23 protein-coding genes are annotated in these 22,089 nt (G+C 73.8%); 7 read left to right on the top strand and 16 right to left on the bottom strand.

Annotation, left to right across the window (positions count from 1 at the left end; translation table 11 throughout):
- Window positions 1-152: 152 nt before the first annotated feature.
- Complete coding sequence (locus ACIBTV_RS13365) at window positions 153-1,139, bottom strand: pirin family protein (RefSeq protein ID WP_396704492.1); 987 nt, start codon at window positions 1,137-1,139, stop codon at window positions 153-155.
- 9 nt (window positions 1,140-1,148) lie between these two features.
- Window positions 1,149-1,631 carry a MarR family winged helix-turn-helix transcriptional regulator gene (locus tag ACIBTV_RS13360; RefSeq protein ID WP_396704490.1) on the bottom strand — a complete coding sequence of 161 codons (483 nt, stop codon included), beginning with the start codon at window positions 1,629-1,631 and terminating at the stop codon, window positions 1,149-1,151.
- 146 nt (window positions 1,632-1,777) lie between these two features.
- Here ACIBTV_RS13360 and ACIBTV_RS13355 point away from each other — a divergent pair, with 146 nt between their 5' ends.
- Window positions 1,778-2,308: a GNAT family N-acetyltransferase gene (locus tag ACIBTV_RS13355; RefSeq protein ID WP_396704488.1), complete on the top strand. Its 531-nt coding sequence runs from the start codon at window positions 1,778-1,780 to the stop codon at window positions 2,306-2,308.
- Between the two features lie 37 nt (window positions 2,309-2,345).
- Here ACIBTV_RS13355 and ACIBTV_RS13350 read toward each other — a convergent pair whose 3' ends face one another.
- Window positions 2,346-2,927 carry a general stress protein gene (locus tag ACIBTV_RS13350; RefSeq protein WP_396704486.1) on the bottom strand — a complete coding sequence of 194 codons (582 nt, stop codon included), beginning with the start codon at window positions 2,925-2,927 and terminating at the stop codon, window positions 2,346-2,348.
- Between the two features lie 232 nt (window positions 2,928-3,159).
- The gene (locus tag ACIBTV_RS13345; protein WP_396704484.1) at window positions 3,160-4,488 is read right to left on the bottom strand and encodes a glycoside hydrolase family 6 protein; all 1,329 of its coding nucleotides are present in this window, start codon (window positions 4,486-4,488) and stop codon (window positions 3,160-3,162) included.
- A 119-nt stretch (window positions 4,489-4,607) separates the two neighbouring features.
- Between ACIBTV_RS13345 and ACIBTV_RS13340 the strand changes: the two genes are divergently transcribed.
- Entirely contained in the window at window positions 4,608-5,108 is a 501-nt protein-coding gene (locus ACIBTV_RS13340) for a metallophosphoesterase family protein (RefSeq protein ID WP_396704482.1), read from the top strand.
- A gap of 12 nt (window positions 5,109-5,120) precedes the next feature.
- Here ACIBTV_RS13340 and ACIBTV_RS13335 read toward each other — a convergent pair whose 3' ends face one another.
- Entirely contained in the window at window positions 5,121-5,336 is a 216-nt protein-coding gene (locus tag ACIBTV_RS13335) for a DUF3072 domain-containing protein (RefSeq protein WP_396704480.1), read from the bottom strand.
- Between the two features lie 164 nt (window positions 5,337-5,500).
- Here ACIBTV_RS13335 and ACIBTV_RS13330 point away from each other — a divergent pair, with 164 nt between their 5' ends.
- Window positions 5,501-6,439 carry an NAD(P)/FAD-dependent oxidoreductase gene (locus ACIBTV_RS13330; protein ID WP_396704905.1) on the top strand — a complete coding sequence of 313 codons (939 nt, stop codon included), beginning with the start codon at window positions 5,501-5,503 and terminating at the stop codon, window positions 6,437-6,439.
- Between the two features lie 5 nt (window positions 6,440-6,444).
- On the opposite strand, the gene ACIBTV_RS13325 is transcribed toward ACIBTV_RS13330, so the two are convergent.
- The 3 genes from ACIBTV_RS13325 to ACIBTV_RS13315 form a co-directional block, all read right to left on the bottom strand.
- Window positions 6,445-7,737 carry a cation:proton antiporter gene (locus tag ACIBTV_RS13325; RefSeq protein WP_396704478.1) on the bottom strand — a complete coding sequence of 431 codons (1,293 nt, stop codon included), beginning with the start codon at window positions 7,735-7,737 and terminating at the stop codon, window positions 6,445-6,447.
- 153 nt (window positions 7,738-7,890) lie between these two features.
- Window positions 7,891-8,568, bottom strand: a complete 678-nt coding sequence (locus ACIBTV_RS13320) for an HAD family hydrolase (RefSeq protein WP_396704476.1) — start codon at window positions 8,566-8,568, stop codon at window positions 7,891-7,893.
- A 30-nt stretch (window positions 8,569-8,598) separates the two neighbouring features.
- Window positions 8,599-10,722: a SpoIIE family protein phosphatase gene (locus ACIBTV_RS13315; protein WP_396704474.1), complete on the bottom strand. Its 2,124-nt coding sequence runs from the start codon at window positions 10,720-10,722 to the stop codon at window positions 8,599-8,601.
- A 358-nt stretch (window positions 10,723-11,080) separates the two neighbouring features.
- On the opposite strand from ACIBTV_RS13315, the gene ACIBTV_RS13310 reads away from it, so the two are divergent.
- Window positions 11,081-11,527: a hypothetical protein gene (locus ACIBTV_RS13310; protein WP_396704472.1), complete on the top strand. Its 447-nt coding sequence runs from the start codon at window positions 11,081-11,083 to the stop codon at window positions 11,525-11,527.
- Window positions 11,528-11,553: 26 nt separating this feature from the next.
- On the opposite strand, the gene ACIBTV_RS13305 is transcribed toward ACIBTV_RS13310, so the two are convergent.
- Window positions 11,554-11,766 carry a hypothetical protein gene (locus ACIBTV_RS13305; protein ID WP_396704470.1) on the bottom strand — a complete coding sequence of 71 codons (213 nt, stop codon included), beginning with the start codon at window positions 11,764-11,766 and terminating at the stop codon, window positions 11,554-11,556.
- A gap of 145 nt (window positions 11,767-11,911) precedes the next feature.
- On the opposite strand from ACIBTV_RS13305, the gene ACIBTV_RS13300 reads away from it, so the two are divergent.
- Complete coding sequence (locus ACIBTV_RS13300) at window positions 11,912-13,183, top strand: MFS transporter (RefSeq protein ID WP_396704468.1); 1,272 nt, start codon at window positions 11,912-11,914, stop codon at window positions 13,181-13,183.
- A 151-nt stretch (window positions 13,184-13,334) separates the two neighbouring features.
- Here ACIBTV_RS13300 and ACIBTV_RS13295 read toward each other — a convergent pair whose 3' ends face one another.
- From ACIBTV_RS13295 to ACIBTV_RS13280, 4 genes are all read right to left on the bottom strand, one after another.
- Window positions 13,335-13,595 (bottom strand): hypothetical protein, encoded by a 261-nt coding sequence (locus ACIBTV_RS13295; RefSeq protein ID WP_396704466.1) that lies wholly within the window; start codon window positions 13,593-13,595, stop codon window positions 13,335-13,337.
- A gap of 104 nt (window positions 13,596-13,699) precedes the next feature.
- Window positions 13,700-14,161: an SRPBCC family protein gene (locus ACIBTV_RS13290; RefSeq protein WP_396704464.1), complete on the bottom strand. Its 462-nt coding sequence runs from the start codon at window positions 14,159-14,161 to the stop codon at window positions 13,700-13,702.
- A gap of 52 nt (window positions 14,162-14,213) precedes the next feature.
- Window positions 14,214-14,630, bottom strand: a complete 417-nt coding sequence (locus ACIBTV_RS13285; protein ID WP_396704462.1) for a DUF2795 domain-containing protein — start codon at window positions 14,628-14,630, stop codon at window positions 14,214-14,216.
- Between the two features lie 45 nt (window positions 14,631-14,675).
- Entirely contained in the window at window positions 14,676-15,656 is a 981-nt protein-coding gene (locus ACIBTV_RS13280; RefSeq protein WP_396704460.1) for a YihY/virulence factor BrkB family protein, read from the bottom strand.
- A 161-nt stretch (window positions 15,657-15,817) separates the two neighbouring features.
- Between ACIBTV_RS13280 and ACIBTV_RS13275 the strand changes: the two genes are divergently transcribed.
- A complete protein-coding gene (locus tag ACIBTV_RS13275; protein ID WP_396704903.1) occupies window positions 15,818-16,219 on the top strand; it encodes a ChaB family protein in 402 nt (133 codons plus the stop codon).
- 60 nt (window positions 16,220-16,279) lie between these two features.
- Here the strand turns inward: ACIBTV_RS13275 and ACIBTV_RS13270 are convergent, their stop codons facing one another.
- Complete coding sequence (locus ACIBTV_RS13270; RefSeq protein ID WP_396704458.1) at window positions 16,280-17,713, bottom strand: aldehyde dehydrogenase family protein; 1,434 nt, start codon at window positions 17,711-17,713, stop codon at window positions 16,280-16,282.
- Between the two features lie 72 nt (window positions 17,714-17,785).
- Between ACIBTV_RS13270 and ACIBTV_RS13265 the strand changes: the two genes are divergently transcribed.
- Window positions 17,786-19,399 carry a phytoene desaturase family protein gene (locus ACIBTV_RS13265; RefSeq protein WP_396704456.1) on the top strand — a complete coding sequence of 538 codons (1,614 nt, stop codon included), beginning with the start codon at window positions 17,786-17,788 and terminating at the stop codon, window positions 19,397-19,399.
- Between the two features lie 29 nt (window positions 19,400-19,428).
- On the opposite strand, the gene ACIBTV_RS13260 is transcribed toward ACIBTV_RS13265, so the two are convergent.
- The gene (locus ACIBTV_RS13260; RefSeq protein ID WP_396704454.1) at window positions 19,429-20,196 is read right to left on the bottom strand and encodes a polyprenol monophosphomannose synthase; all 768 of its coding nucleotides are present in this window, start codon (window positions 20,194-20,196) and stop codon (window positions 19,429-19,431) included.
- Between the two features lie 208 nt (window positions 20,197-20,404).
- Window positions 20,405-22,089: hypothetical protein (locus ACIBTV_RS13255; protein WP_396704452.1), on the bottom strand; the 1,685-nt coding region annotated here is incomplete at its 5' end.

Genomic DNA, 22,089 nt, shown 5'->3' with positions numbered 1-22,089 from the left:
GGGGGGGGGGGGGGGGGGGGGGGGGGGGGGGTGGGGGGGGGGCGGGGGGGGGGGCGCGGGGGGGGGGGGGCGCGCGGGGGGCCGCCGGGGGGGGGGGGGGGGGGGGGGGGGGGGGGGGGGCGGGCCCCCCCCCCCCCCCCCCCACGACGGGGTCAGGGCCGCGGTCCCTGACCCCCGGTGTGCGGCAGCCGCTCCGCCGGGATGACGCCGAGCTTGCCGGCCTTGAAGTCCTCGAACGCCTGGAGCAGCTCGTCCCGGGTGTTCATGACGAACGGGCCGTAGTGCGCCACCGGCTCCCGGATCGGCTGCCCGCCCATGATGTAGAGGTCCAGGGCCGGCGTGTGGGCGTCCTGCCGGGCGTCCGCGGTGAAGCGCAGGGCGTCGCCCGGCCCGTGCACCGCGAGCTGACCCGTGTGCACCGGCCGCCGGTCGGCGCCGACCGTGCCCCGGCCGCCCAGCACGTACGCCAGGGCGTTGAACTCCGGCCGCCAGGGCAGGTCGACCTGCGCGCCCGGCTGCACCGTGACGTGGGTGATGGTGATCGGGGTGTGGGTCGAGCCCGGCCCGTGGTGCCCGGCGATCTCACCGGCGATCACCCGGATCAGCGCGCCGCCGTCCGGTGTGGTCAGCAGAGCCGACTCCTTGCCGCGGATGTCCTGGTAGCGGGGCGGGTTCATCTTGGCTGCCCGGGGGAGGTTGACCCACAGCTGCGTGCCGTGGAACAGCCCACCGCTCATCACCAGGTGCTCCGGCGGTGCCTCGATGTGCAACAGGCCGCTGCCGGCCGTCATCCACTGGGTGTCGCCGTCGGTGATGGTGCCGCCGCCACCGTGCGTGTCCTGGTGGTCGAAGACGCCGTCGATGATGTAGGTGACGGTCTCGAAGCCGCGGTGCGGGTGCCACGGGGTGCCCTTCGGCTCACCCGGGGCGTAGTCGACCTCGCCCATCTGGTCCAGGTGGATGAACGGGTCCAGCTCGGTCAGCGGCACCCCGGCGAAGGCCCGGCGCACCGGGAAACCCTCGCCCTCGAAGCCACTCGGCGCGGTCGTGAGCCGGCGGACCGGTCGGAAGGCGGCCGACTCCTCCAGTCGGGGCAGGCGGGGTAGGACGAGGACGTTGTCGACGGTGATCGCGGGCATCGGTGGCTCCTAACTCGTGGCGTGGGGGGTCGAGGCGTCCCGGGTCGACCGGAGCCGGTGGCCGAGGCGTTCGAAGATCCGGGTGAGGCAGGCGACCTCGGCGTCGTCGAGGTCGTCCATGAAGTGGGCCCGCACCGACGCCAGGTGGTGGGGTGCGGCCTCGCGCAGGGTCAGCAGTCCGGCGGCGGTGAGCACCGCCTCGCTGCCGCGTCGGTCGTCCGGGCAGGGTTGCCGGGTGACCAGGCCCCGACGCTGCATCGAGGAGATCTGGTAGGTCAGGCGGCTGGGCGAGAAGATCAACCGGCTCGCCAGCTCGCCCATCCGCAGCCGCTGGCCGGGAGCCTCGGAGAGCAGCACCAGCACGTGGTAGTCGGCGAAGCTCAGCTCGTCGTCCGCGCGCAGGTCGTCCTCCAGCCGCGTGAACAGCCGCTGGCTGGACTCGATGTAGGCGCGCCAGGCGGCGAGTCGGGCGCTGTCCAGGCTCTCGGTCACGTGGAGAAGAGTAGCACTCCTTCAAAATTTAACTAGTGCTCCGGACGCGCCCCCTCTTGCGCTGATCGTGTCCGGCGAGAGATGACCTACAGGTTTGAAGAAAAGGGCGCGGCGGCGGCCCGGCCGGGTGTGCCAGACTGCGCGGCGTGGACCAGCTCGAACTCACCGTCGACGGCCTGCTGCTGCGGCCCTGGCGCGACCCGGACGCCCCGGCCGTCCGCGACGCCCTGCGCGACCCTGACATCGCCCGGTGGAATCCGCAGGGCGGGCCGGTCGACGACGCGTCCGCGTTGCACTGGGTCCGTCGCCGCGCCGACTGGTCCGCCGGCGACCACGTCTCGCTGGCGGTCGCCACCGCCGCCGACGACGAACTGCTCGGCTCGGTGTCCCTGCACCAGATCCGCGGCGAGAACGCCGGCATCGGCTACTGGACCGTCCCCGCCGCGCGGGGACACGGCGTGGCGTCGCGCTCCGTCGACCGGCTCACCCGCTGGGCCTTCGACACCCTCCGCCTGCACCGCGTCGAGCTGTGCCACGCGGTGGCGAACACGGCCTCCTGCCGGGTCGCCGAGCGGGCCGGCTACGCCGCCGAGGGCACGCTCCGCGAGTCCTACCGGTACGGCGACGGCCGCCGGCACGACGAGCACCTGCACGCCCGGCTGGCGACCGACCGCTGACCCGGGGCCGTGCGGCTGCCGGCCCCGGGGCGTTCCGTCAGCTGACGGCCGGGTTGGGGCCGGTCATGTGCAGGCGGCCCAGCAGCTGTCGGGCCTGGTCGGCCAGGCCCGCGTCGACGATGACGGCGTACTGGCCGGCGCGCAACGAGCTGGCCGAGGTGAAGTCGCGCTGTCCGCCGGTCATGGCGTGCGCCACCGCCCCGAACACCGCACCCCAGATCGCGCCGATCACCAGCCCCACGATGATCACGGCGAGCCAGTTGCCGACGGTGAAGATGCCGAAGAGTAGCCCGATGAAGAGCCCGAACCAGGCTCCCGTACCGGCGCCGACCAGCGCGGCGCGGCCCGTGGTCATCCGGCCCAGCACGGTCTCGACCAGAGTGAGGTTCGTCCCGACGATGCTGGTGTGTTCCACCGGGAACCGATTGTCCGCCAGATAGTCGACGACCCGCTGGGCGGACGGATAGTCCGGGTAGGACCCGATCGTCACGCTGGGCGGCCCACTCTCCGGCCCGTGCCCGTCACCGGGGGTCGTCGGCCGACCCGCCGGACCGGACGGAAGCAGGTCACCGCCGGGCAGGCCCGAGCGCCAGCCAGTCTGTCCCGAAGAACTGGTCATGAGCTTCCTCCCTCGTCAGCCGCCCGGTTTCCCGGCCCCGGCGACCGGTAACACCTGACCGTCGGGTGGCTGCCGGTCCCGCGGCGGCGGGCAACTCGCCGTGATGGACGCCGTTTGTCCGTTATCACGGGCTGCCGGACACCGCGATGTCGGCGACCGGGTGTGGGTCATGACTGGTGACGGCGCGGGCCGCCCCGGCGACGGTCGGTCACCGGGGCGGCGCGTCGGCCGCTCAGGAGCAGGGGACTCCGTCGAGCGCGTAGCCGCTCGGCGCGGGCAGGGTGCCGCCGGACCAGGTACCCTGGAAGCCGAGCGTCACCGTGCCCCCGCTGGGCAGGGCGCCGTTCCACGCGACGTTGCGCACGGTGATCCGATCGCCGGACTGGCTCCATTCGCCGTTCCAGCCGTTCGCGAGCCGTACGCCGGCGCCGACCGTGAACGTCAGCGTCCAGCCGGTGCGCGCCGCGCCGCGGTTGGTCACCCGAAGTTCCGCGGTGAAGCCGCCGGGCCAGGAGTTCGGCGTGTACGTGACGGCGCAGCCGCCGGTCGGGGGAGTCGTCGGCGGGGTCGTGGTGGGCGGTGTGGTGGTCGGCGGCGGGCCCGCGGCGACCGCCAGGTCGTACGCCCGTTGCGGCACGAACTGCCCGGCGGGGGCGATACAGCCGTCCGCCTCGCCGGGCAGCTTCACCCACAGGAAGGCGTCGATCGCCGGGTCCCCGGTGGCCGTGGTGCTGGGGGTGCCGATCGCCCGCCCGGCCGGGTCGCACCACTCCGAGCCGGCGGGTCCGTTGCCGTTGCGGCTCGTGTCGATGACCGCGGTCAACCGGGAGATCCCGGTGGCCGCGATGATCGCTCTGGCGTACGTGACCGACTCGGCGGTGGTGCGGTAGTTCGACACGTTCAGCGAGATGCCGTCGGCGCTGGTGCCGATCTCCGCGCCGAGCAGTCGGGAGGCCGCCTCGGCGGGGGAGAGCCAGGCCGAGTGCCCCGCGTCGAAGTAGACCTTCGCGAGGGCGGAGCCGGCCTTGAGCCGCTTTCCGGCGTACGCCATGGAGGCCCGGGTCTCGGCCTGCTGGGCGGCGGTCTGGCAGCTGGTCATCAGCGGCAGCACGTCCGGCTCCAGCACGATGGTGGCGGGTCGGCCGGCCAGCCCGGCGGCCACCTGGTCCACCCACGCCCGGTAGCTGGCGTGGTCGGGCGCGCCCCCGCCGCTCGCCCCGCTGCAGTCCCGGTTGGGGATGTTGTAGACCACGAGGATGGGCACCTTCCCGGCCGCCGCGGCGGCGCCGACCAGGGCGTCCACCTCGGAGCGTACGGTCGAGGTGTTGGTCCGGGTGAACCACCGGCCCTGCGGCACGGCGGCGATGCGGTCGCGGATCACCGGGGTGCGTGGGTCGCTGGGGTTCGCGGCCACCCAGGCCGCGGCGGCGGTGGCCGGGTCGACGTAGAACGCCGAGTCGGCGGCGACCGCGGCCGGCGGGCGGAGGGTGACGGCCGCTACGGCGGTGACGGCCACTGCGCCGGCCGCGGCGGCGGCGACGAGCGCGGATCTGCTTCCCATGGCTCTCCTCTCATCGACGAGCGCCTCTGGAAGCGCTCCCATCCATGGCCGTCAAAATACGTGCGGATTGCCGTCGTGTGAAGACCCGGGAACACCCGGGATGGCGGAAGAATGAGGTCGTGCGTCTGGTCATCACCGCCGACACCCACGTGCCGAAGCGTGCCCGGGACCTGCCCGCGCCGCTGTGGGCGGCGATCGACGAGGCCGACGTGGTGCTGCACGCCGGTGACTGGGTGGACGAGTCGCTGCTCGACGCGATGCTGGCCCGGTCGCGCCGGCTCATCGGCGTGCACGGCAACAACGACGGGCCGCCGCTGCGGGCCCGGCTACCGGAGATCGCGCGGGTCGACCTCGACGGCCTGCGCGTGGCGGTCGTCCACGAGACCGGCGCGCGGACCCGCCGCGAGGAGCGCTGCGCCGCCCGCTTCCCCGACACGGACCTGCTGGTCTTCGGGCACTCGCACATTCCGTGGGACACCCGGGCGCCGGGCGGGCTGCGGCTGCTCAACCCCGGCTCGCCCACCGACCGTCGCGCCCAGCCGCACGCGACCTACCTCACCGCCCGGGTTGCGGCGGGGCGGCTGCGTGACGTCACGCTGCACCGCCTCCCGCCGCGCTGACCCGCGCCGCGGTCACCGGCCGCGGCCGGTCTCCTCCTGAAGCTCGTCGATCCGCCGGGAGGCCTCCGCCTTGGTCAGCCCCTCCGGCACCTCCGCGTCGGCCTCCCGGGCCAGCGTGGCCAGGTACGACTCCTGAGCAGCGGTGGGCGGCTCGTCGCCGGTGACCCACTCGTCCGGGTCCTTGATCGCCGCCTGCGGGTCGGCGCGCTCGCTGTCGCGGTTCGTCATGGTCTCCACCTTCCTTCGAACAGGCGTGCCAATACCCCGATCGGCACCGCTTCATGCGCGGCACCCGCGCATCCGGCGGCGCGGACACGGCGGCTCCCGCGCGTCTCCCGACGCCGGCGCCGGTGGCGCCTACGATCGTCGGCGTGAGCGCGGACCGGTCGGGCGTGGTGGTGGTCGGGGCCGGTATCGCCGGTGTGGCGTGCGCGCTGGAGCTGGTCCGCGCCGGTGTGCCGGTCGAGGTCCGCGAGCGGGCGCACGTGCCGGGTGGCCGGATGGCCAGCAAGCGCTTCGACGGCCGACCCGCCGACATCGGTGCCGCCTACCTCACCGTCAGCGACCCGGGCTTCGCCTCGGTCGTGGACGGCTGGCACGCGGCCGGTCTGGTCCGGGAGTGGACCGACACCCTCGTGTCGTACGGGCGCGACGGTCGCCGCGAGGTGTCGGGGCCGATGCGCTGGGCCGCGCCGCGCGGGCTGCGCTCGCTGGTCGAGCACCTCGCCCGTGACCTGCCGGTGACCGTCGACCGCCTGGTGCTGAGCGTCGAGCCGGGGCCGGCGGTGAGCGGCGAGCCCTGCGCCGCCGTCGTGCTGGCGATGCCCGGTCCGCAGGCGGCGCTGCTGCTCGACCCGGCGCTGGCCACCGCCACCCGCGCCGTGCAGGCGCAGCGGTGGTCGCCGTCGCTGGCCGCGGTGCTGCGCTTCCCGTCCCGCCGCTGGGCGGACTTCCGGGGCGCCTTCGTCAACGACCACCCGGTGCTCGCCACCGTCTGCGACGACGGCGATCGGCGCGGCGACGGCGAGCCGGTGCTGGTCGCGCACACCACGCCGGAGTTCGCCGCCCGGCACCTCGCCCAGCCCACCGGGGCCGGGCCGGCCGTCGAGGAGGCGGTCCGGGACCTGCTGGCGCTGCCCGAGCCGGCGGCGCACGTTCACGTGCACCGCTGGACGTACGCGAAACCGTCGGCCACCCCGGGCGACGCCACGCACCACCTGGACGCGGACGGGATCGGGCTGGCCGGGGACGCGTTCGGGCCGCCCCGGGTGCAGACCGCGTGGCGCTCCGGTCGGGACCTGGGGCGGGCGCTGGCGGCGCGCCTGACCTGATCCGGTCAGCTCGGCGCGGCGGCCACCGCCGCCCGGTCGGCCGCTCCCTCGTCGCGGGCGCCGGTGCGTTCGCCGGCCCGGTCGAGCAACTGCATCACCGGGGTCGCCGCGATGCCGTGCACCACCACGGACACGACCACCACCAGCCCGACGGTCGCCCACAGCAGCTCGGCCTGGGGAAAGTCCGCCTCGGCGGTGGCGTACGCCAGGTAGTAGAACGACCCGACCCCGCGGATGCCGAACAGGGCGATCACCCAGTGCTCGGCGGGCCGCCCGGGGGCGCCGCGCAGCGACAGCCAGCCCAGCAGGGGCCGGAGCACGAAGACCAGGGCCAGCCCGACCGCCGCCGCCGGCCAGGTCAGCGGTCCGAGCAGGCCGCCCACCACGGCCCCGCCGAGCAGCAGGAGCAGCAGGACGGTGAGCAGCCGCTCGACCTGCTCGGCGAAGTCGTGCAGCACCGAGTGGAACTCGTGGGTCCGTTCGGCGGCCCGGATCGCCCGGGCGGCCACGAAGACCGCCAGGAAGCCGTAGCCGCCGGCCACCTCCACCAGCCCGTACGCCAGGAAGGTGGCGGCCAGCGCGAGGAAGCCCTCCGCGTGCCGGGCGAGCCGCAGGTGGCTCGGCGCGCGGAAGAAGAGCTTGCCGAGCAGCCAGCCGACGAGCAGGCCACCGCCGACCCCGACGGCGACCTTCCACAGCACGTCGACGGTGAACCAGTGGGCCACCCAGTCGCGTGGGGCGAGGCTCGTGGTGGCGATGGCGATGGCCGCGTAGACGAACGGGAAGGCCAGCCCGTCGTTGAGCCCGGCCTCGGAGGTGAGCGCGAAACGGACCTCGTCCTCCGAGTCCTCCACATCGGTCGGCTCACCGACCTGCACGTCGGAGGCGAGCACCGGGTCGGTCGGGGCGAGCGCGCTGCCGAGCAGCAGCGCGGCGGCCGGCACCAGACCCGCCCACCACCAGCCCAGCAGGGCGACGGCGGCGATGCAGAGCGGCATCGCGATGGCGAGCAGCCGCCAGGTCGACGACCACCGGGACCAGCTCAGCGGCCGGTCGATCTTGAGCCCCGCGCCCATCAGGGCGACGATCACCCCGATCTCCGTCAGGTGGGTCGTCAGCACGGGATGGGCCAGCGGATCGGGCACCGGCAGGCCGGTGGGCAGGAGGAACACGACCATGCCGAGGCCGAGGAACGCGATCGGCATGGAGAGCGGCCGCCGTTCCAGCACCCGGGGGAGTATGCCGGCGAGCAGAGCACCGAGTCCCACCACCGCGAACGCCACATCCACCGGTTCCACCGCACCACCCTCCGGCCGCGCCCACGACCCGCGGGCAGGTGGTGACGACCATGCCCCGCGAACGCTGCGGCCATGCGCGGCCGGCGCCGGCAATCCGTACGGGTGTCCGGTGCGCGGGTCGTGGCCGTCGACGCCGCGGCCGGGCCGGCCCGGTCACCTCGGTCGGGTCAGGGGCGAATCGTCCAGCGTCGCCAGCAGCGCCGCCGGGTCGTCGTAGACCGCCACCGCGCCCGCCCCGACCAACTCGCCCCGGCTGGTGCCGCCGCAGGTGAGCCCGACGCACGGGATGTCCAGCTTCTGCGCGGCCGCGACGTCCCAGACCGAGTCGCCCACGAACACCACCCGCCCGGCGGTCAGCCCGGACTGGTCCAGCGCGGCGACCAGGATGTCGGGGGCGGGCTTGCTCTGCTCGGCGTCCGCCGAGGAGGTGACCTCGGCGATGACGTCGTCCGCGTCCAGCGCCCGGCGCAGCGCGGTCACCTCGTGCTCGGCCGCCGAGGTGGCGAGCACCACCCGCAGCCCCCGCTCGGCGCAGGCGCGCAGCAGGTCGGCGGCGCCGGGCAGCGGCGTCAACCGCTCCCAGTACTCCGCGTAGAGCGTGTCGTGCGCGTCGCGCAGCTTGCCGTCGGCGTCGCGGTCGCGCTCCGGCCCGAGCAGGTGGTCGAGCAGCTTGTCGGAGCCCATCCCGATGGCGCGGTGCACGCTGGCCATCGGCACCGGCCGGTCGGTCTGGCGCAGCGCCTCCCACCAGCTCACGGTGTGCAGGTACGTGCTGTCGACCAGCGTGCCGTCGACGTCGAACAGGACCCCGGCGGGATTGTCGGTAGGCATGGGCCTCCTCCTACCCGCGGCGGGCGGGGCTCAGTCGGTCGGCAGGAGAATCTCGAACCAGACGGTCGAGCCGCGGACCGTCGGGTCCGTGCCCCAGGCGTCGCTCAGCTCCTCGATCAGGCCCAACCCGCGACCCCGGCTGCTCAGCGTGTCGGTCTGCGTGCGGGTGACCGTGCCCCGGGTGCCCGAGTCGGCCACCGAGACCAGCAACCGTTCCGCGCTGAGGTCGATCTCCACCCGGGCGGCCGTGCCGGCGTGCAGCAACGCGTTGGTGGTCAGCTCGCTGGTGCAGAGCACGGCGGCGCCGATCACCGGCTCCGGCACCTGCCACTCACCGAGCTGCGCGGTCATCCAGTGCCGTACGCGGCTCGGCGCGGTCGGCTCGGCCGGCACCTCCATGCTCGCCGAGCGGCTCGGCTTCAACGCGTGCTCGACGGCGAGCACGGCCACATCGTCCTCGGTGGTGCCGGACACCGCCGCGGTGGCCACCGCGCACAACGCCCGGGGGTCGCCGCTGCCCGCGTCGGTGACCGCGTCGGCGAGGGCGTCGAGGCCGGCGGTGAGGCTCTGCCGCCGCCGCTCCACCACCCCGTCGCTGAACAGGAGCAGGGTGTCGCCCGGCGCGAACCGCACCGTGCCGGTCGCCGGGCGGGAACCGAGACCGAGCGGCGCGCCGACCGGCAGGTCGACGAATTCGGCGTACGGGCGGTCGTCGGGCGTGCAGCGGCGGATCAGCGGGGCGGGGTGGCCCGCGCTGGCCAGCGTGAGCTCCTGGCGCTCCGCGTCGACCACCCCGAAGATCACGGTCACGAACAGCTCGTGCGTGTCGCCCTCCGCGCCGAGGCTGGTGACCAGCCGGTCCAGGCCGGTGAGCACGGAGTCGGGGCGCGGATCGGTCAGCGCCAGCGCGCGGAGCGCGGCCCGGACCTGCCCCATCCGCGCGGCCGCCTGCACGTCGTGCCCGGCCACGTCGCCCAGCACGACGCCGAGCTGCCCGGTGGGAAGCAGGAACGCGTCGTAGAAGTCGCCGCCGGCCGCGTTGCCGTCCACACCCGGGTCGTAGCGGGCGGCGATCCGCAGCAGCGGCAGGTCGGGCAGGTGCTCCGGCAGCATGCTGCGCTGCAACAGCTGGGCGGTGCCGTGCTGCGTCTCGAACCGGCGCGCCCGCTCCGCCGCCTGCCCGATCAGCTCGGCCGACGCCGCGAGCAGCGCGCGCTCCGCGGCCGACCACAGGTGCGGGGCCTGATGACCGACCGACAAGCCACCGCGTACGACCGTGGCGCGCAGCGGCACCGCGGCCAGCGCGGCGACCTTCTGGTCGTGCCGGTCGGCGGCCGTGTCCCGCAACGGCTGGCCGGCGCCGACGTACAGCGGCTCGCCCGTCGCCGAGGCCCGCACCAGCGGGTCCGGCCAGCTGGCCGGGGTGCGTCGCCACAGCGGCGGCAGGCGCTCGTCCGCCTCGTCCATCAACTCACCCCGGACCCGGCGGACCATCCGCCACCCGCCACCGCCCTCGTCGACGGCGAAGGCCACCCGGTCGGCGCCGAAGGCGCGCAGGGCGTGCCGCAGCGCGACCCGGGCGACGTCGTCCAGGGTGAGGGTGCCGGCGAGCGCCGCCGCCACCTCGCTGAGGCTCTGCAACTGCTGGGTGACGTGCGTGGTCTCGGCGGCCACCGTGAGAACGCCGACGATCTCCCCGGCGCTGTCCCGCACGGGGGAGTAGCCGAGGGTGAAGACCGCCTGCTCGGCGCCGCGACCGCGGATCAGCGGGAGCGTGCTGTCGCGCTCCAGGAACGTCCCGCCGTCGCGGTAGACCCGCTGGACCGCCTCACCCACACCGGGCAGGCGCCACAGCTCCGGAAGGACCTCGGCCGCCGGCCGACCGACGGCGGCCGGGTGCTTGTCGCCGATGAGCTCGGCGTACCCGTCGTTGTAGAGCAGGACGAGGTCGTCGCCGTGGGCGAGGGCCATCGGCACGGGTGAGGCGAGGATCAGGTCGACGACCGCGCGTACCGCCGGGTCCCACTCCTGGCGCGGGCCGAGCGCGGTGCGGGCCCAGTCGTGGCCGAGGACGACACCCGCCGCGCCGGCACCGGCGGGCGCCCCGGACACCGGAGCTGGTGGCGTGGGCACTCGTCCGACCGTTCCTGGCATGCCCGCAGCCTAGCCCGAGGACGCCTCGACGGTTTCCGATCATGTGCGGTGCGTCGCGGCCGGCCTGGCGTCGACGGGGCGCCGGACCGGGAACCGCTGCGCCGGCAGTCGCGCGGGTGGGCGCGGCACGGCGGGTGCCGGATGTCCGGCCGGAGCGGGCGGCCCGACGGCGCAACGGTGCGTGGCCCGGTTGAACGGCAGACGCACGGGGAACGAGGCAATCCCACCCGCCGCGCGCTCGACCTCGGCCCGACGGGCGGCGCGCGGTCGGCGACCGGACGTCCGCGCGACCGTGGCGACCAGCGGGGACGACCGGACAACCGCCCGTACGGGCACGGCAGCCACCAGGGAGGCACGGATGACCCGGCAGGACGGACCCGACGAGCGGCACCGCAGACCGGCCGGGGTCAGCGACGAGACCGTGGCCGCCCTCGGCAAGCTGAGCGAGGCGCTGGAGTGCGTGGAGCGGGTCCGTGGCCACCTCTACTCGCTGCACCAGCTGGTCGGGCACGCCGACCTGATGCTGGACGACGCGGTGGAGATGTTCCGTGCCGCGGGCCACCCGGAGATCGCCGACCGGATCTCCACCGAGCTGCTCGGGCGCAACGTCATCGCCGGCCGGTGGACGTTCCAGATCGTCGAGGACTTCGACGACGGCTACTACGCGCTCTTCCGCGAGCTGGACCGCGACGCCCGGGACCGGTTGGTCGACGGCCGGCGGCACCTCTACGAGGCGGAGATGAAGGAGCAGCGGCGGACGCGGGGCCGGCCGGGGCACGAGGCGCGCCCGGGCGCCGCCGGCTGACCCACCGACAGTGGCGCCGGGGGCGGTCAGTCGCCGGGGCGGGCGTCCGCCGGCCGGCGGCGCGCCGCGTCGTCGGCGATGATCACCGTGGCGACCATCAACGCGACGCAGAGGCTGAACAGCCACGAGTCGTCGGAGACGAGCCAGGCGGAGACGGGCGCCTGGAGCGCGGCGAGCAGGAAGCCGAGCCACGCGAGACGACGCTGACGAACGGAGAGGATGCCGGAGCCCTGGTGCATCCGAAAAGTCTTACGCGGCAGGGCCCGATTGCCGTCCCCCGTTCGGCCGATTCTGGATGAGCTGTCCGTTTTCCCGCCCTTACGGACAGCGTTTCTTGTCGCCACGGCCCACCCGGCCGATGCGGCACCCGGGGCCCGGCGGAAGATGTGCGCCGTGTCCACCACCCCCACCCCACCCCGCGCCTCGCTGCTCCTGCTGGCCTACCTCGCGTTCGTCAGCCTCGGGCTGCCGGACGGACTGATCGGCGTCGGCTGGCCCTCGATCCGGGCCGACTTCGACGTGCCGACGGAGGCGGTCGGGCTGGTGCTCACCGCCGGCACGGCCGGCTATCTCACCTCCAGCATCCTGGCCGGCTTCACGCTGGCCCGGCTCGGCGTGGGCTGGCTGCTGGCCGGCAGCACGCTGCTGGCCAGCCTGGCGCTGACCGGTTACACGGTCAGCCCCGGCCTGGTCCTGATGGTCGGGTGCGCGCTGGTGCTCGGGCTCGGCTCCGGCGCGATCGACTCCGGCCTCAACGCGTACGCCGCCAGCGCCTTCGGCCCCCGACACATGAACTGGATGCACGCCTTCTTCGGGCTCGGCGTGGCGATCGGGCCGCTCATCATGACCGGGGTCCTCAGCGCGGGTCTGGCCTGGCGCTGGGGCTACGGGATCGTCGCCGGCGCGCAGCTCGCCCTCGCCGCCGCCTTCGCGCTCACCGTGCGCGCCTGGCGCCGCGGCCCGGCCCGCGCCGACACCTCGGCCACCCCGGCCGTGGTCGCCGACGCCGTCTCCGGGCCCGCCGGAGGCACGCACGAGGGCCCACCCGTGCCCGTGCCGGTGCGGGAGACACTGCGGCTGCCGGCGGTGTGGGTGGGCGCGCTGGCGTTCATGGTGTACGTCGCCATCGAGGTGACCACGGGGCTGTGGGCGTTCCTGCTGCTCACCGAGGGACGAGGTCTGGCCGCCGGGGCGGCGGGCCTGTGCGTCTCGGCGTACTGGGGGAGCCTGTTCGTGGGTCGGGTGGTGCAGGGGATCGTGGCCGAACGCCTGGGCGCCGGCCGGGTGCTGCGCGGCAGCCTGCTCGGCATGGCGGCCGGCGCCGCGCTGATCGCGGTGCCCGGTCCGGCCTGGGTGGCGGTGCTCGGCCTCGTCGTGGTCGGGTTCGCCGCCGCGCCGGTGTTCCCGCTGCTCACCCTCACCACCGCCGAGCGGGTCGGGGCCGCGCACGCCGACCGGGCCATCGGGTTGCAGATCGGCACCGCCGGGCTCGGCGCGGCCGTCGTCCCCGCCGGGGTCGGCGTGCTACTCGGGGCCGTCTCGGTGCAGGTGCTCGGGTCGGCGCTGCTCGTGCTCGCCGTGGTGCTGATCGCCCTGCACGCCGCGGGCACCCGCCGGCCGGACCGGGACGAGACCCCCGCCGCGCTCGCCGGCTAGCCGCGACCGCGCGGGGCGGCCGGGCCGGGAGGACGCGCCCGCCGCGCTCGCCGGGACAGCACCCGCGTGCACCCGCCCCTGCTGCCGCGGAAGGCGGCCGGACGCGTCCACGCGCCCGGCCGCCCCGCGGTCGGTGGGGGTCGTCGGGAGGTCAGCCGGTGTCCGGGCCGGTGCGGCCGGTGGTCGACGGGCGGTAGGCCCGGTCCGTGTCGGTCGGCTCCCGGCCGGCGCCGGCCGCCTGGCCGCCCCGGTCCGCCGCCTCCGGCCCGTGGCCGAACGCCGACTCCTCACCGGCGTCGTTGCCGGTGACGTCGTCGGCCTGCCCGTCGAGCGTCGAACGCGCGACGGCCCGATCCAGCTCCTCCAGTGGGAGGCGTTCCTCGTCCCGCCACACCCTGTCGTCGTCCGTCATACCTTCGCGGTACCCCCGGGCCGAGATCGCAAACGGCGTCCCGGCACGGCGACGGCCGCCGGAAGATCCGGCGGCCGTCGAGGTTGGTACCCGGGGGGCGGACGTCACGGTTGCGGGCGGTCGACCTTGCCACGCCAGGCGCCGGTCTCCTGACCGCGTCGCTCGATGAACTGCTTGAAGCGTTCGAGGTCGCCCTTCGCCCGCCGGTCCACGATGCCGAGCTTGTCGCCGGCCTGCTCGACCACGCCGTGCGGCTCGAACTCGAGCTGCAGGGTCACCCGGGTGGTGCTCTCGTCGAGGCGGTGGAACGTCACCACGCCGGCCTGCTGGGTGCCGCCCGTGGACCGCCAGGCGACCCGCTCGTCGGGGAGCTGCTCGGTGATCTCGGCGTCGAACTCGCGCTTCACCCCGGCGATCTCGACGGTCCAGTGCGTCATGGTGTCCGACAGTTGACGGACCTCGTTCACGCCCTCCATGAAGTGCGGGAACTCCTCGAACTGGGTCCACTGGTCGTACACGGTCCGCACCGGGACGGAGACGTCCACGTGTTCGGTCACGCCACTCATCAGGCATCCTCCTTCGCGCGCCGGCGCCGGTCGGGGCGGTGCCCCGGCCCGGTCACCAGCGAGTCGTCTCGTTCTTGTTGCCGAGCGCGGCCCAGACCTCGGACACCGTCTGGTACCGCGTGCCGTCGGGCAGCCGCTCCAGGTCGGCGATGATGTCGTCGGGCGCCTCGTTCTCCCGCGCGTTCGCGATCAACGTCTCGCGGTCACCCGGCAGGGCGGTCATCGTGATGAACCGCCCGAACCGGCTGCGCCGCTCGACGTCCTGCGAACTCATTCCCTGCGGCGCCCCGCTGCGCAGGTCGCCGGCCGGCGCCGTGGTGGCCTCCGGCTGGTCCTCGCCCGCCGGCTCCGGTACGCGGGACTCGTCGACCCGTGAGCCGCCGGTGCCGGGCCCCTGGACGAGGCCGCTCACCTCCTGGCTCATCTGCTCGTCGATCCGTGGTCCGTGCTTGCTGTTGCCACGCTCCATGCCTTCTGCGCTACCCGACGGCACCGGCGGTAAACCGGCAAGCGATCACGAACCGGCCGGCGCCTTCGGGGGAAGCACCGGTTCGTCGGGTGCCGCCTCGCCGGCCTGCAACCGCCGGCCGCGCTGCAACTCGGCGTTGATCTGCACGCCCAGCATCAGGGCGGAGTTGGACAGGTAGAGCCAGACCAGGAAGGCGATGACGGCGCCGAGGCTGCCGTACGTCGCGTCGTAGGAGCCGAAGTTGGCGACGTACAGGCCGAAACCGAAGGACGCGAGCGCCCAGGCGGCGAGCGCGACCGCGCCGCCGGGGGTGAGCCAGCGGAACCGGGGCTGGCGCACGTTCGGGGCGATCCAGAACAGCAGCGACAGCAGCATCATCATCACCAGCGCCAGCGCCGGCCACTTCGCGACGCTCCACACCGTGCGGGCCAGACCGCCCGCGTTGATCAGGTCACCCACGGCGTCCGCCACCGGGCCACTGATGATCAGGCCGGTGGCGACCACCGCCAGCAGCACCAGCGTGATGCCGGCCAGCCCGATCTGCAGCGGCCGCAGCTTCCACACCGGGCGTCCCTCGGTCACCCCGTAGACCGCGTTGGAGGCGCGGGTGAACGCGCCGATGAAGCCGGACGCCGACCACAACGCGCCGAGCAGACCGAAGCTCAGCAGCACCTTCGCCGAGCTCTCCTGGTCGACGACGTCGCGTACCACGCTGACGAACCCGTCGTTGCCCACCACCGAGCCGGCGCCGACCTGCCGCGCCAGGTCCAGCACCGTGTCGACGGTCCGCTCGCCGTCGGAGACCAGCCCCACGAGGGAGACCACCACGATGGCGGACGGGAAGAGCGCGAGCACCCCGTAGTAGGTGAGGGCGGCGGCCCAGTCGGCGCAGTTGTCCGTCACGAAGTTGCGGGCGCTGCGGACCACCACCCCGCGCCAGGTGCGCCAACTGAGCTGGCGTACCCGCCGGGGAAGGCGTGGGCGGCCCCCCTCCGCCAGGGCCACCGCGGGATCCGTCGTCGTCATGTCCCGCTCCCTGTGCCCCGGTCCCGGACGGCCCGATCCGTCCGGTCTGCGCCTGACCCGGCCGGTACCCGACGGAAGAAATCGACAAACCCCACCGCCGGTTTGCGGAGCCCGCCCGGGGGAACGGTCAAGTGAAGCCCATCGACGCGGAGGAGGACGAGATGCCCGGGCGCGAGGTACTGCCGAGCACGCTGCGACGCTCCCCGGACAAGGCGCAGCGCACGTGGGAGAAGACGCACGACTCGGCGGTCGAGACGTACGGCGAGGGGGAGCGGGCGCACCGGACCGCCTTCGCCGCCGTCAAGCACGAGTTCGAGAAGGTCGGCGACCACTGGGAGCCGAAGGGGCGCAAGGGCCCCAGCGACCGGCAGGCGGCCGGCGGCGGCCCGGCGCGTCGGGCACCCACCGCCGGTGGTGTCGACGCCAACGCGACGAAGGACCACCTGATGAAGGTCGCGCGCAAGCTGGACGTCCCGGGCCGGTCCCGGATGAACAAGCCCGAGCTGGTCAAGGCGATCCAGAAGGCGAACAACCGGCAGACGGCGAAGGCGCGGGGTCGCTGATCCCCACAGCCCTCGGGAGGGTGGTCGCCGCACCGGCGGCCACCCTCCGTCCGTCCACGTTCACCAGTGCCCGCCGCCCGGCGCCTCGATGTGCACCGCCTTCACGGCGGTGAACTCGTCCAGCAGCTCCGGGCCGTACCCGAAGCCCTGACCGCTGCCGCCGCGCGGATGCGCGGCACCGCCCGGCGCGCCGCCGAACACCGCGTTGACCTTCACGGTGCCGACCGGCAGCTCCCGCCACGCCCGCTGCGCGTGGCTCATCGACCCGGTCAGCACCGTCGCGGCGAGCCCGTACGGGGAGTCGGCCGCACAGCGCAGCGCCTCGCTGAACGAGTCCACCACCACCACCGGCGCGACCGGACCGAACGTCTCCTCGCGGACCAGCGGCATGTCGTGCCGGCAGTCGGTGACCACGGTCGCCGGGTAGAACGACCCCGACCCGTCCGGCAGCGTGCCGCCGGTGCGGATCCGCGCCCCCTGCGCCACCGCGGCGGTCACCTGGCCGTGCACGTGGTCCCGGTGCCGCCGGTCGACCAGGGGGCCCAGCTCGGTCGCGGGGTCACGGCCGGGGCCGACCCGGAGCGCGTCGGCCCGCTCGACGAGCGCGGCCACGAAGTCCTCGGCCACGTCCCGGTGCGCGTAGACGCGCTCCACCGCGACGCAGATCTGCCCGGCGTTCGCGAACGCGCCCAGCGCGGCCTCCCGGGCCGCCCAGACCGGGTCGACGTCCGCGTCCACGATCAGCGGGTCACTGCCGCCGTTCTCCAGCAGCACCTTCGCGCCGGTCCGCGCGGTGGCGGCGGCGATCGCCCGGCCGGTGGCGGTGGAGCCGACGTGCGCCACCACGTCCACCGGCTGCGCCGCCAGCGCCGCGCCGGTCTCCGCGCCGCCGGTCAGCAGCGTCAACACCCCGGCCGGCAGCGCCTCGTCCAACGCCTTCGCCAACAGCCAGCCGGTGCCGGGGGTGCGCTCGCTCGGCTTGTAGACCACCACGTTGCCGGTGACCAGGGCGGCGCCGAGCAGTCCGCAGGAGACCGCCACGGGGTCGTTCCACGGGGTGATCGCGGCGACCACGCCGCGCGGCTGCGGCGCCATGAAGTCCACCGCGTGGTGGCCGCCGTGCAGGGTGCGCCCGCCGCGCAGCGGGGCCAGCTCCGCGTACTGTCGCAGGGTGCCGATGCCCGCCTCGACGCCGCCGCGCGCGTCCGCCAACGGCTTGCCCATCTCGGCCGTGACCGCCGCGGCCAGGTCCTCCGTCACCGCCGCCACGGCGTCCGCGGCGCGGCGCAGCGCCGCGGCCCGCTCCGCCGGGGCGGTGCCCGCCCACTCGGGGGCGATCTCGCGGGCCGCCTCCACCGCCTTGCCGACCACGTCGGCCGACGCGACCGGCGCGGACGTGACCGGGGTGCCGTCGGCCGGGTCGTGCACGACCAGCTCACCCTCCGTGCCGCCCGCGCCCCACACCCCGCCGATCAGCTGCGCAACCGTGTACATGCGGGCCTGGATGCCCGGGCCGTGGCAGGGCAAACGCGTTTCGCCGGGTTGCGCGCCGGGTAGGCGGATCCGATGACTGCCAGCGGCGCGGAGAGCGCGGGAAGCGCGGACGCCCTCGTCATCGGCGCCGGGCACAACGGCCTGGTGGCCGCGAACATCCTCGCCGACGCCGGCTGGGACGTGACGGTGCTGGAGGCGACGGGCGCGCCGGGCGGGGCGGTCCGGTCGGCCGAGGTGACCGCGTCGGGCTACCTGAGCGACCTCTACAGCTCGTTCTACCCCCTCGGCTACGCCTCGCCGGTGCTGCGCGGGCTCGACCTCGACCGGTACGGCCTGTCGTGGCGGCACGCCCCGGACGTCCTGGCCCACCTGCTGCCCGACGGTCGGGCCGCGGTGCTCAACCGGGATCCCGAGGTCACCGCCGCGTCGCTGGCCGCGTTCGCGCCCGGCGACGGCGAGCGCTGGCTGCACGCGTACCGGGACTGGACCGAGGTCGCCGAGCCGATGCTGGACACCATCCTGTCGCCGTTCCCGCCGGTGCGCGGTGGGCTCACGCTGCTGCGCCGGCTGCGGGTGTCCGGCTCGCTGCGGCTGGCCCGACGGATCGTGGTGCCGGTCCGCAAGCTCGGCGCGGAACTCTTCGACGGTGCGGGCGGGCAGGCGCTGCTGGCCGGCTGCGCGCTGCACACCGACCTGTCCCCGGAGGAGGCCGGCTCCGGGGTCTACGGCTGGCTGCTGGCGATGCTCGGGCAGCAGGTCGGCTGGCCGGTGCCGGACGGCGGCTCCCAGAAGATCACCGACGCCCTGGTGGCCCGGCTGACCGAACGCGGCGGACGCATCCTCTACGGCGCCCACGTCGACCGGGTGCTCACCGCGCGGGGACGAGCCATGGGGGTGCGCACCGTCGGCGGCGCGCTCTGGCAGGCCCGCCGGGCCGTGCTCGCCGACGTCCCGGCCCCGGCCCTCTACCTCGACCTGGTGGGGGCCGCCGCGCTGCCACCGCGCCTGGTCGAGGACCTGGCGCACTTCCGCTGGGACGGCTCGACCCTCAAGGTGGACTGGGCGCTCTCCGCGCCGGTGCCGTGGACCAACCGCGCGGTCGCGACCGCCGGCACCGTCCACCTGGGCGCGGATCTCGACGGGCTGACCAGCTACTCCGCGCAGCTGGCCCGGGGCGAGCTGCCCCGGAGCCCGTTCCTGCTGGTGGGGCAGATGACCGTCGCCGACCCGAGCCACTCCCCGCCGGGCACCGAGTCGCTCTGGTCGTACACGCACCTGCCGTTCCGCCAGCACTGGCGTCCGGAGGAGATAACCGAGCACGTCGACCGGATGGAGCGGGTGCTCGAGGAGGCGGCACCCGGTTTCCGTGACCTGATCGTCGGCCGGCACATCGCCGGTCCCGCCGACCTGGAGAAGGGCGACCCGAGCCTGGTCGGCGGGGCGTTGGGCGGGGGCACCGCGGCCGCGTACCAGCAGCTGTTCCTGCGCCCGATCCCCGGCCTGGGCCGGGCCGACACCCCGGTGGACCGGCTCTACCTGGCCAGCGCGTCCGCGCACCCGGGCGGCGGCGTGCACGGTGCCGCCGGTGCGAACGCCGCCCGTGCGGCCCTGGCCCGTGACCGTGCCCTCACCGGTGGCCTGTACGCCGCCGGGATCGGCGCCGCCCACCGCGCCATCTACCGCTGACGGGTGACGCGGACGGGCCGCGAGGGTGGTCAGCGCTCCAGGTTGCGGTGCTTGCTGCGCAGCCTGAACGGCATCAGGGCGCTCTCGATCTTCGTCGCCGTGGTCATCTTCGACGCGCCCTCCCGGCGCTCCTCGAAGCGGATCGGCACCTCGAGGATCGTGTGCCCGAGCTTCGTCGCCAGGTAGTGCATCTCCACCTGGAAGCTGTAGCCGTTGGACTGCACCCGGTGCAGGCCGATGTCGCGCAACGCGTCGGCACGCCAGATCTTGAAGCCGGCGGTGAGGTCGCGGATCCGCACCCGCAGCAGGGTGTGCACGTAGAGGTTCGCCCAGCCGCTGAGCGCGCGGCGGTAGAGCGGCCAGTTCTCGTCCAGCTCACCGCCGGGCACATACCGGGAGCCGATCACCACGCCCGCCTGGGTCGACAGCAGGGCGCCGAGCATGCCCGGCAGCGCCTCCGGCGGGTGGGACAGGTCGGCGTCCATCTGCGCCACGTACTCGGCGCCGCCGTCGAGGGCCCGGGTGATCCCGTCCACGTACGCGCGACCGAGGCCCTCCTTGCCCGCCCGGTGCACGACCTCGACCCGGTCGGGGTGCTCGATGGCCAGCTTGTCCGCCACCTCGCCGGTCCCGTCGGGGGAGTTGTCGTCGGCGACGAGGACCTTCAGACCCGGCAGCGGCAGGGCGAGGAGCCGCTCGACCAGCACCGGGAGGTTCCCAGCCTCGTTGTAGGTGGGCACCACGACGGTCAGTCGGGCGTCCCGCCACGGAGCGGGCAGCTGCACGGGTTCGATCATGGCGGACATCCTCGGTTTGCGGACAGAGATTCACTGAGAGCGTAGCCAGTGGCGGTGTGAGTTTCGTAAAGGCTCCCCGTCCGGACGATTGCGCACCCCGAGCCGGCCGTCCTCGCGCGCTCCCCCCGTCCTCCTCGTCGTCGCCAGCCGGGTCGAGGGCGGGCGGGTCGACCGGGTCCGCGGTCGAGGGGCTCTGGGGGTCGAGAAGTCAAGCCGTGTCACCGGGCCTACCGGTGCGCGCCGGCGCCCGGCCAAGATTGCGCCTTGACGAGCGGGCCCGCAGAAGCCAGCAGATTTCAGTCCCAGAACCGACTGCGATGCGGCTTTCGAGCAATTCGTAGGGGTTGCCTTTCGAGCCGTTGAACAAATCTTGGAGCTCGCGGACGCACTTTATAACTTCTGGTTTTGTGTAAGGCGTATTGGGAAAGAATCGCTGTAGGGCTTTTCGGAAATCTGCCACGGCGTATCCCTCCCTTTCCTGCGCGTAGGCGTTGATCGCCTCCTCCATCAACGCTGTTTGACGACGCTTCAGCCGGATGGTGGTGTCCGTGTCACGGAAGGTCAGTGTTCCTCTCCGGTTGCCGTCTATTCTCAGGCTGATTCCTTCAGTCTGAACCAGCATGGATTCGTGGGTGGCCGGGCCGTTGTCGGCAGCGTTGTCGCTGATGACCGCAGGCGTCACCATATCGACGGTGCCGTGATGGTTCGGTGGCATCGGGGTTGCTGGCGGAGCGGCGGGGAGCAGTGCGTCCCAGTGGTCGTTGTTGGTGTACAAGAGGTGCACCTCCACCGACCGGACCAGTCCGTCCGGGTCGAGGCAGTAGGAGCCTCCCGCGACGTCGTGGACGTGTACGCGTGCGTCGAGCGTTTCGGCGAGCAGTGAGACGAATGCGTCGCCGGCGTCGCTGCGCCAACTGGTGGCCCAATTCTGGACAGCATCCGCAAATGCTGTGCGTTCATCTCCGCTTACCCGAGCCAGTGAGTCGGCGTCGTTCGTGACGACGCCGGCCAGATGTGCCTCAATCAAGGGTTGAAGGAATTGTGGGTCGAAGCCGAATGTCGTCGGGTTGCGAACAATTCGCGCCAGCCGGTTGGCCACGACCGTCGTCGCATTAACGAAGTGCGGACTTCTGCTAACTTCCTCCGCGGCTGCTGGTGGATATTGCGCGAGCTCATTCAGCCACTCGGCGACGATGCCATCCCGCGGGTCGTTGTCGACGGTGGAATCCGGTGATCTCAGCAGCGCTGCCACCTGCGTGGGCGCGGACAATATCACGGAGGAGAGTAGGCACCACCCGTTGCCGGGCACCCGAACAAGCACTCGTGGCAACTCTGGTTGGGGGTGGCTGGGAGAGATCGGGAGTGGGCCATACGTCTGTTCGTAATCGTCGAGCCAGTCGAAGAACAGCCGGTTGGTGTCTTCTGTTGTCTCAGGGGAGACGGGGGACGATGGTGACGCAGGGAATGTCGGCAGATCGTTGTGGTAGGTGTTGCCGGGTCGGTCAACGTGTGGGTCCCCCGGCGCGCTGGTGACGTCGATGTCGTAGCGGTGCTCACCCAGGGCGACGTCGGGCATGGGCACATCGACGGGGGGTGCGTCGTCCGTCTCCGTCTGGAAGGGGTAGGCGCTGGTGGTGGCTGGGGCGGCGGTGCTGGTGTGTTGGGGCTGGCTGGGATAGATCGGGAGTCGGCCATGCGTGGCTTCGAACTCGCGAAGAAAGTCGAAGAACAGCCGGTTGGTGTCTTCTGTTGTCTCAGGGGAGACGGGGGACGATGGTGAAGCGTCGAATGCCGGCAGATCGTTGTGGTAGGTGTTGCCGGGTCGGTCAACGTGTGGGTCCCCCGGCGCGCTGGTGACGTCGATGTCGTAGCGGTGCTCACCCAGGGCGACGT

The sequence above is a fragment of the Micromonospora sp. NPDC049366 genome (genome assembly GCF_044466625.1).
Classification (GTDB): Bacteria; Actinomycetota; Actinomycetes; order Mycobacteriales; family Micromonosporaceae; genus Micromonospora.
This window is presented reverse-complemented; position numbering and strand designations above follow the sequence as displayed.

Bases quoted from the DNA above. Each gene is read 5' to 3' on its own strand.
- ACIBTV_RS13305 (WP_396704470.1), bottom strand. From the start codon at position 11,766: ATGCACCAGGGCTCCGGCATCCTCTCCGTTCGTCAGCGTCGTCTCGCG.
- ACIBTV_RS13315 (WP_396704474.1), bottom strand. From the start codon at position 10,722: ATGCCAGGAACGGTCGGACGAGTGCCCACGCCACCAGCTCCGGTGTCC.
- ACIBTV_RS13310 (WP_396704472.1), top strand. From the start codon at position 11,081: ATGACCCGGCAGGACGGACCCGACGAGCGGCACCGCAGACCGGCCGGG.
- ACIBTV_RS13300 (WP_396704468.1), top strand. From the start codon at position 11,912: ATGTGCGCCGTGTCCACCACCCCCACCCCACCCCGCGCCTCGCTGCTC.
- ACIBTV_RS13285 (WP_396704462.1), bottom strand. From the start codon at position 14,630: ATGGAGCGTGGCAACAGCAAGCACGGACCACGGATCGACGAGCAGATG.
- ACIBTV_RS13335 (WP_396704480.1), bottom strand. From the start codon at position 5,336: ATGACGAACCGCGACAGCGAGCGCGCCGACCCGCAGGCGGCGATCAAG.
- ACIBTV_RS13280 (WP_396704460.1), bottom strand. From the start codon at position 15,656: ATGACGACGACGGATCCCGCGGTGGCCCTGGCGGAGGGGGGCCGCCCA.
- ACIBTV_RS13345 (WP_396704484.1), bottom strand. From the start codon at position 4,488: ATGGGAAGCAGATCCGCGCTCGTCGCCGCCGCCGCGGCCGGCGCAGTG.
- ACIBTV_RS13270 (WP_396704458.1), bottom strand. From the start codon at position 17,713: ATGTACACGGTTGCGCAGCTGATCGGCGGGGTGTGGGGCGCGGGCGGC.
- ACIBTV_RS13260 (WP_396704454.1), bottom strand. From the start codon at position 20,196: ATGATCGAACCCGTGCAGCTGCCCGCTCCGTGGCGGGACGCCCGACTG.
- ACIBTV_RS13350 (WP_396704486.1), bottom strand. From the start codon at position 2,927: ATGACCAGTTCTTCGGGACAGACTGGCTGGCGCTCGGGCCTGCCCGGC.
- ACIBTV_RS13320 (WP_396704476.1), bottom strand. From the start codon at position 8,568: ATGCCTACCGACAATCCCGCCGGGGTCCTGTTCGACGTCGACGGCACG.
- ACIBTV_RS13265 (WP_396704456.1), top strand. From the start codon at position 17,786: ATGACTGCCAGCGGCGCGGAGAGCGCGGGAAGCGCGGACGCCCTCGTC.
- ACIBTV_RS13275 (WP_396704903.1), top strand. From the start codon at position 15,818: ATGCCCGGGCGCGAGGTACTGCCGAGCACGCTGCGACGCTCCCCGGAC.
- ACIBTV_RS13295 (WP_396704466.1), bottom strand. From the start codon at position 13,595: ATGACGGACGACGACAGGGTGTGGCGGGACGAGGAACGCCTCCCACTG.
- ACIBTV_RS13365 (WP_396704492.1), bottom strand. From the start codon at position 1,139: ATGCCCGCGATCACCGTCGACAACGTCCTCGTCCTACCCCGCCTGCCC.
- ACIBTV_RS13290 (WP_396704464.1), bottom strand. From the start codon at position 14,161: ATGAGTGGCGTGACCGAACACGTGGACGTCTCCGTCCCGGTGCGGACC.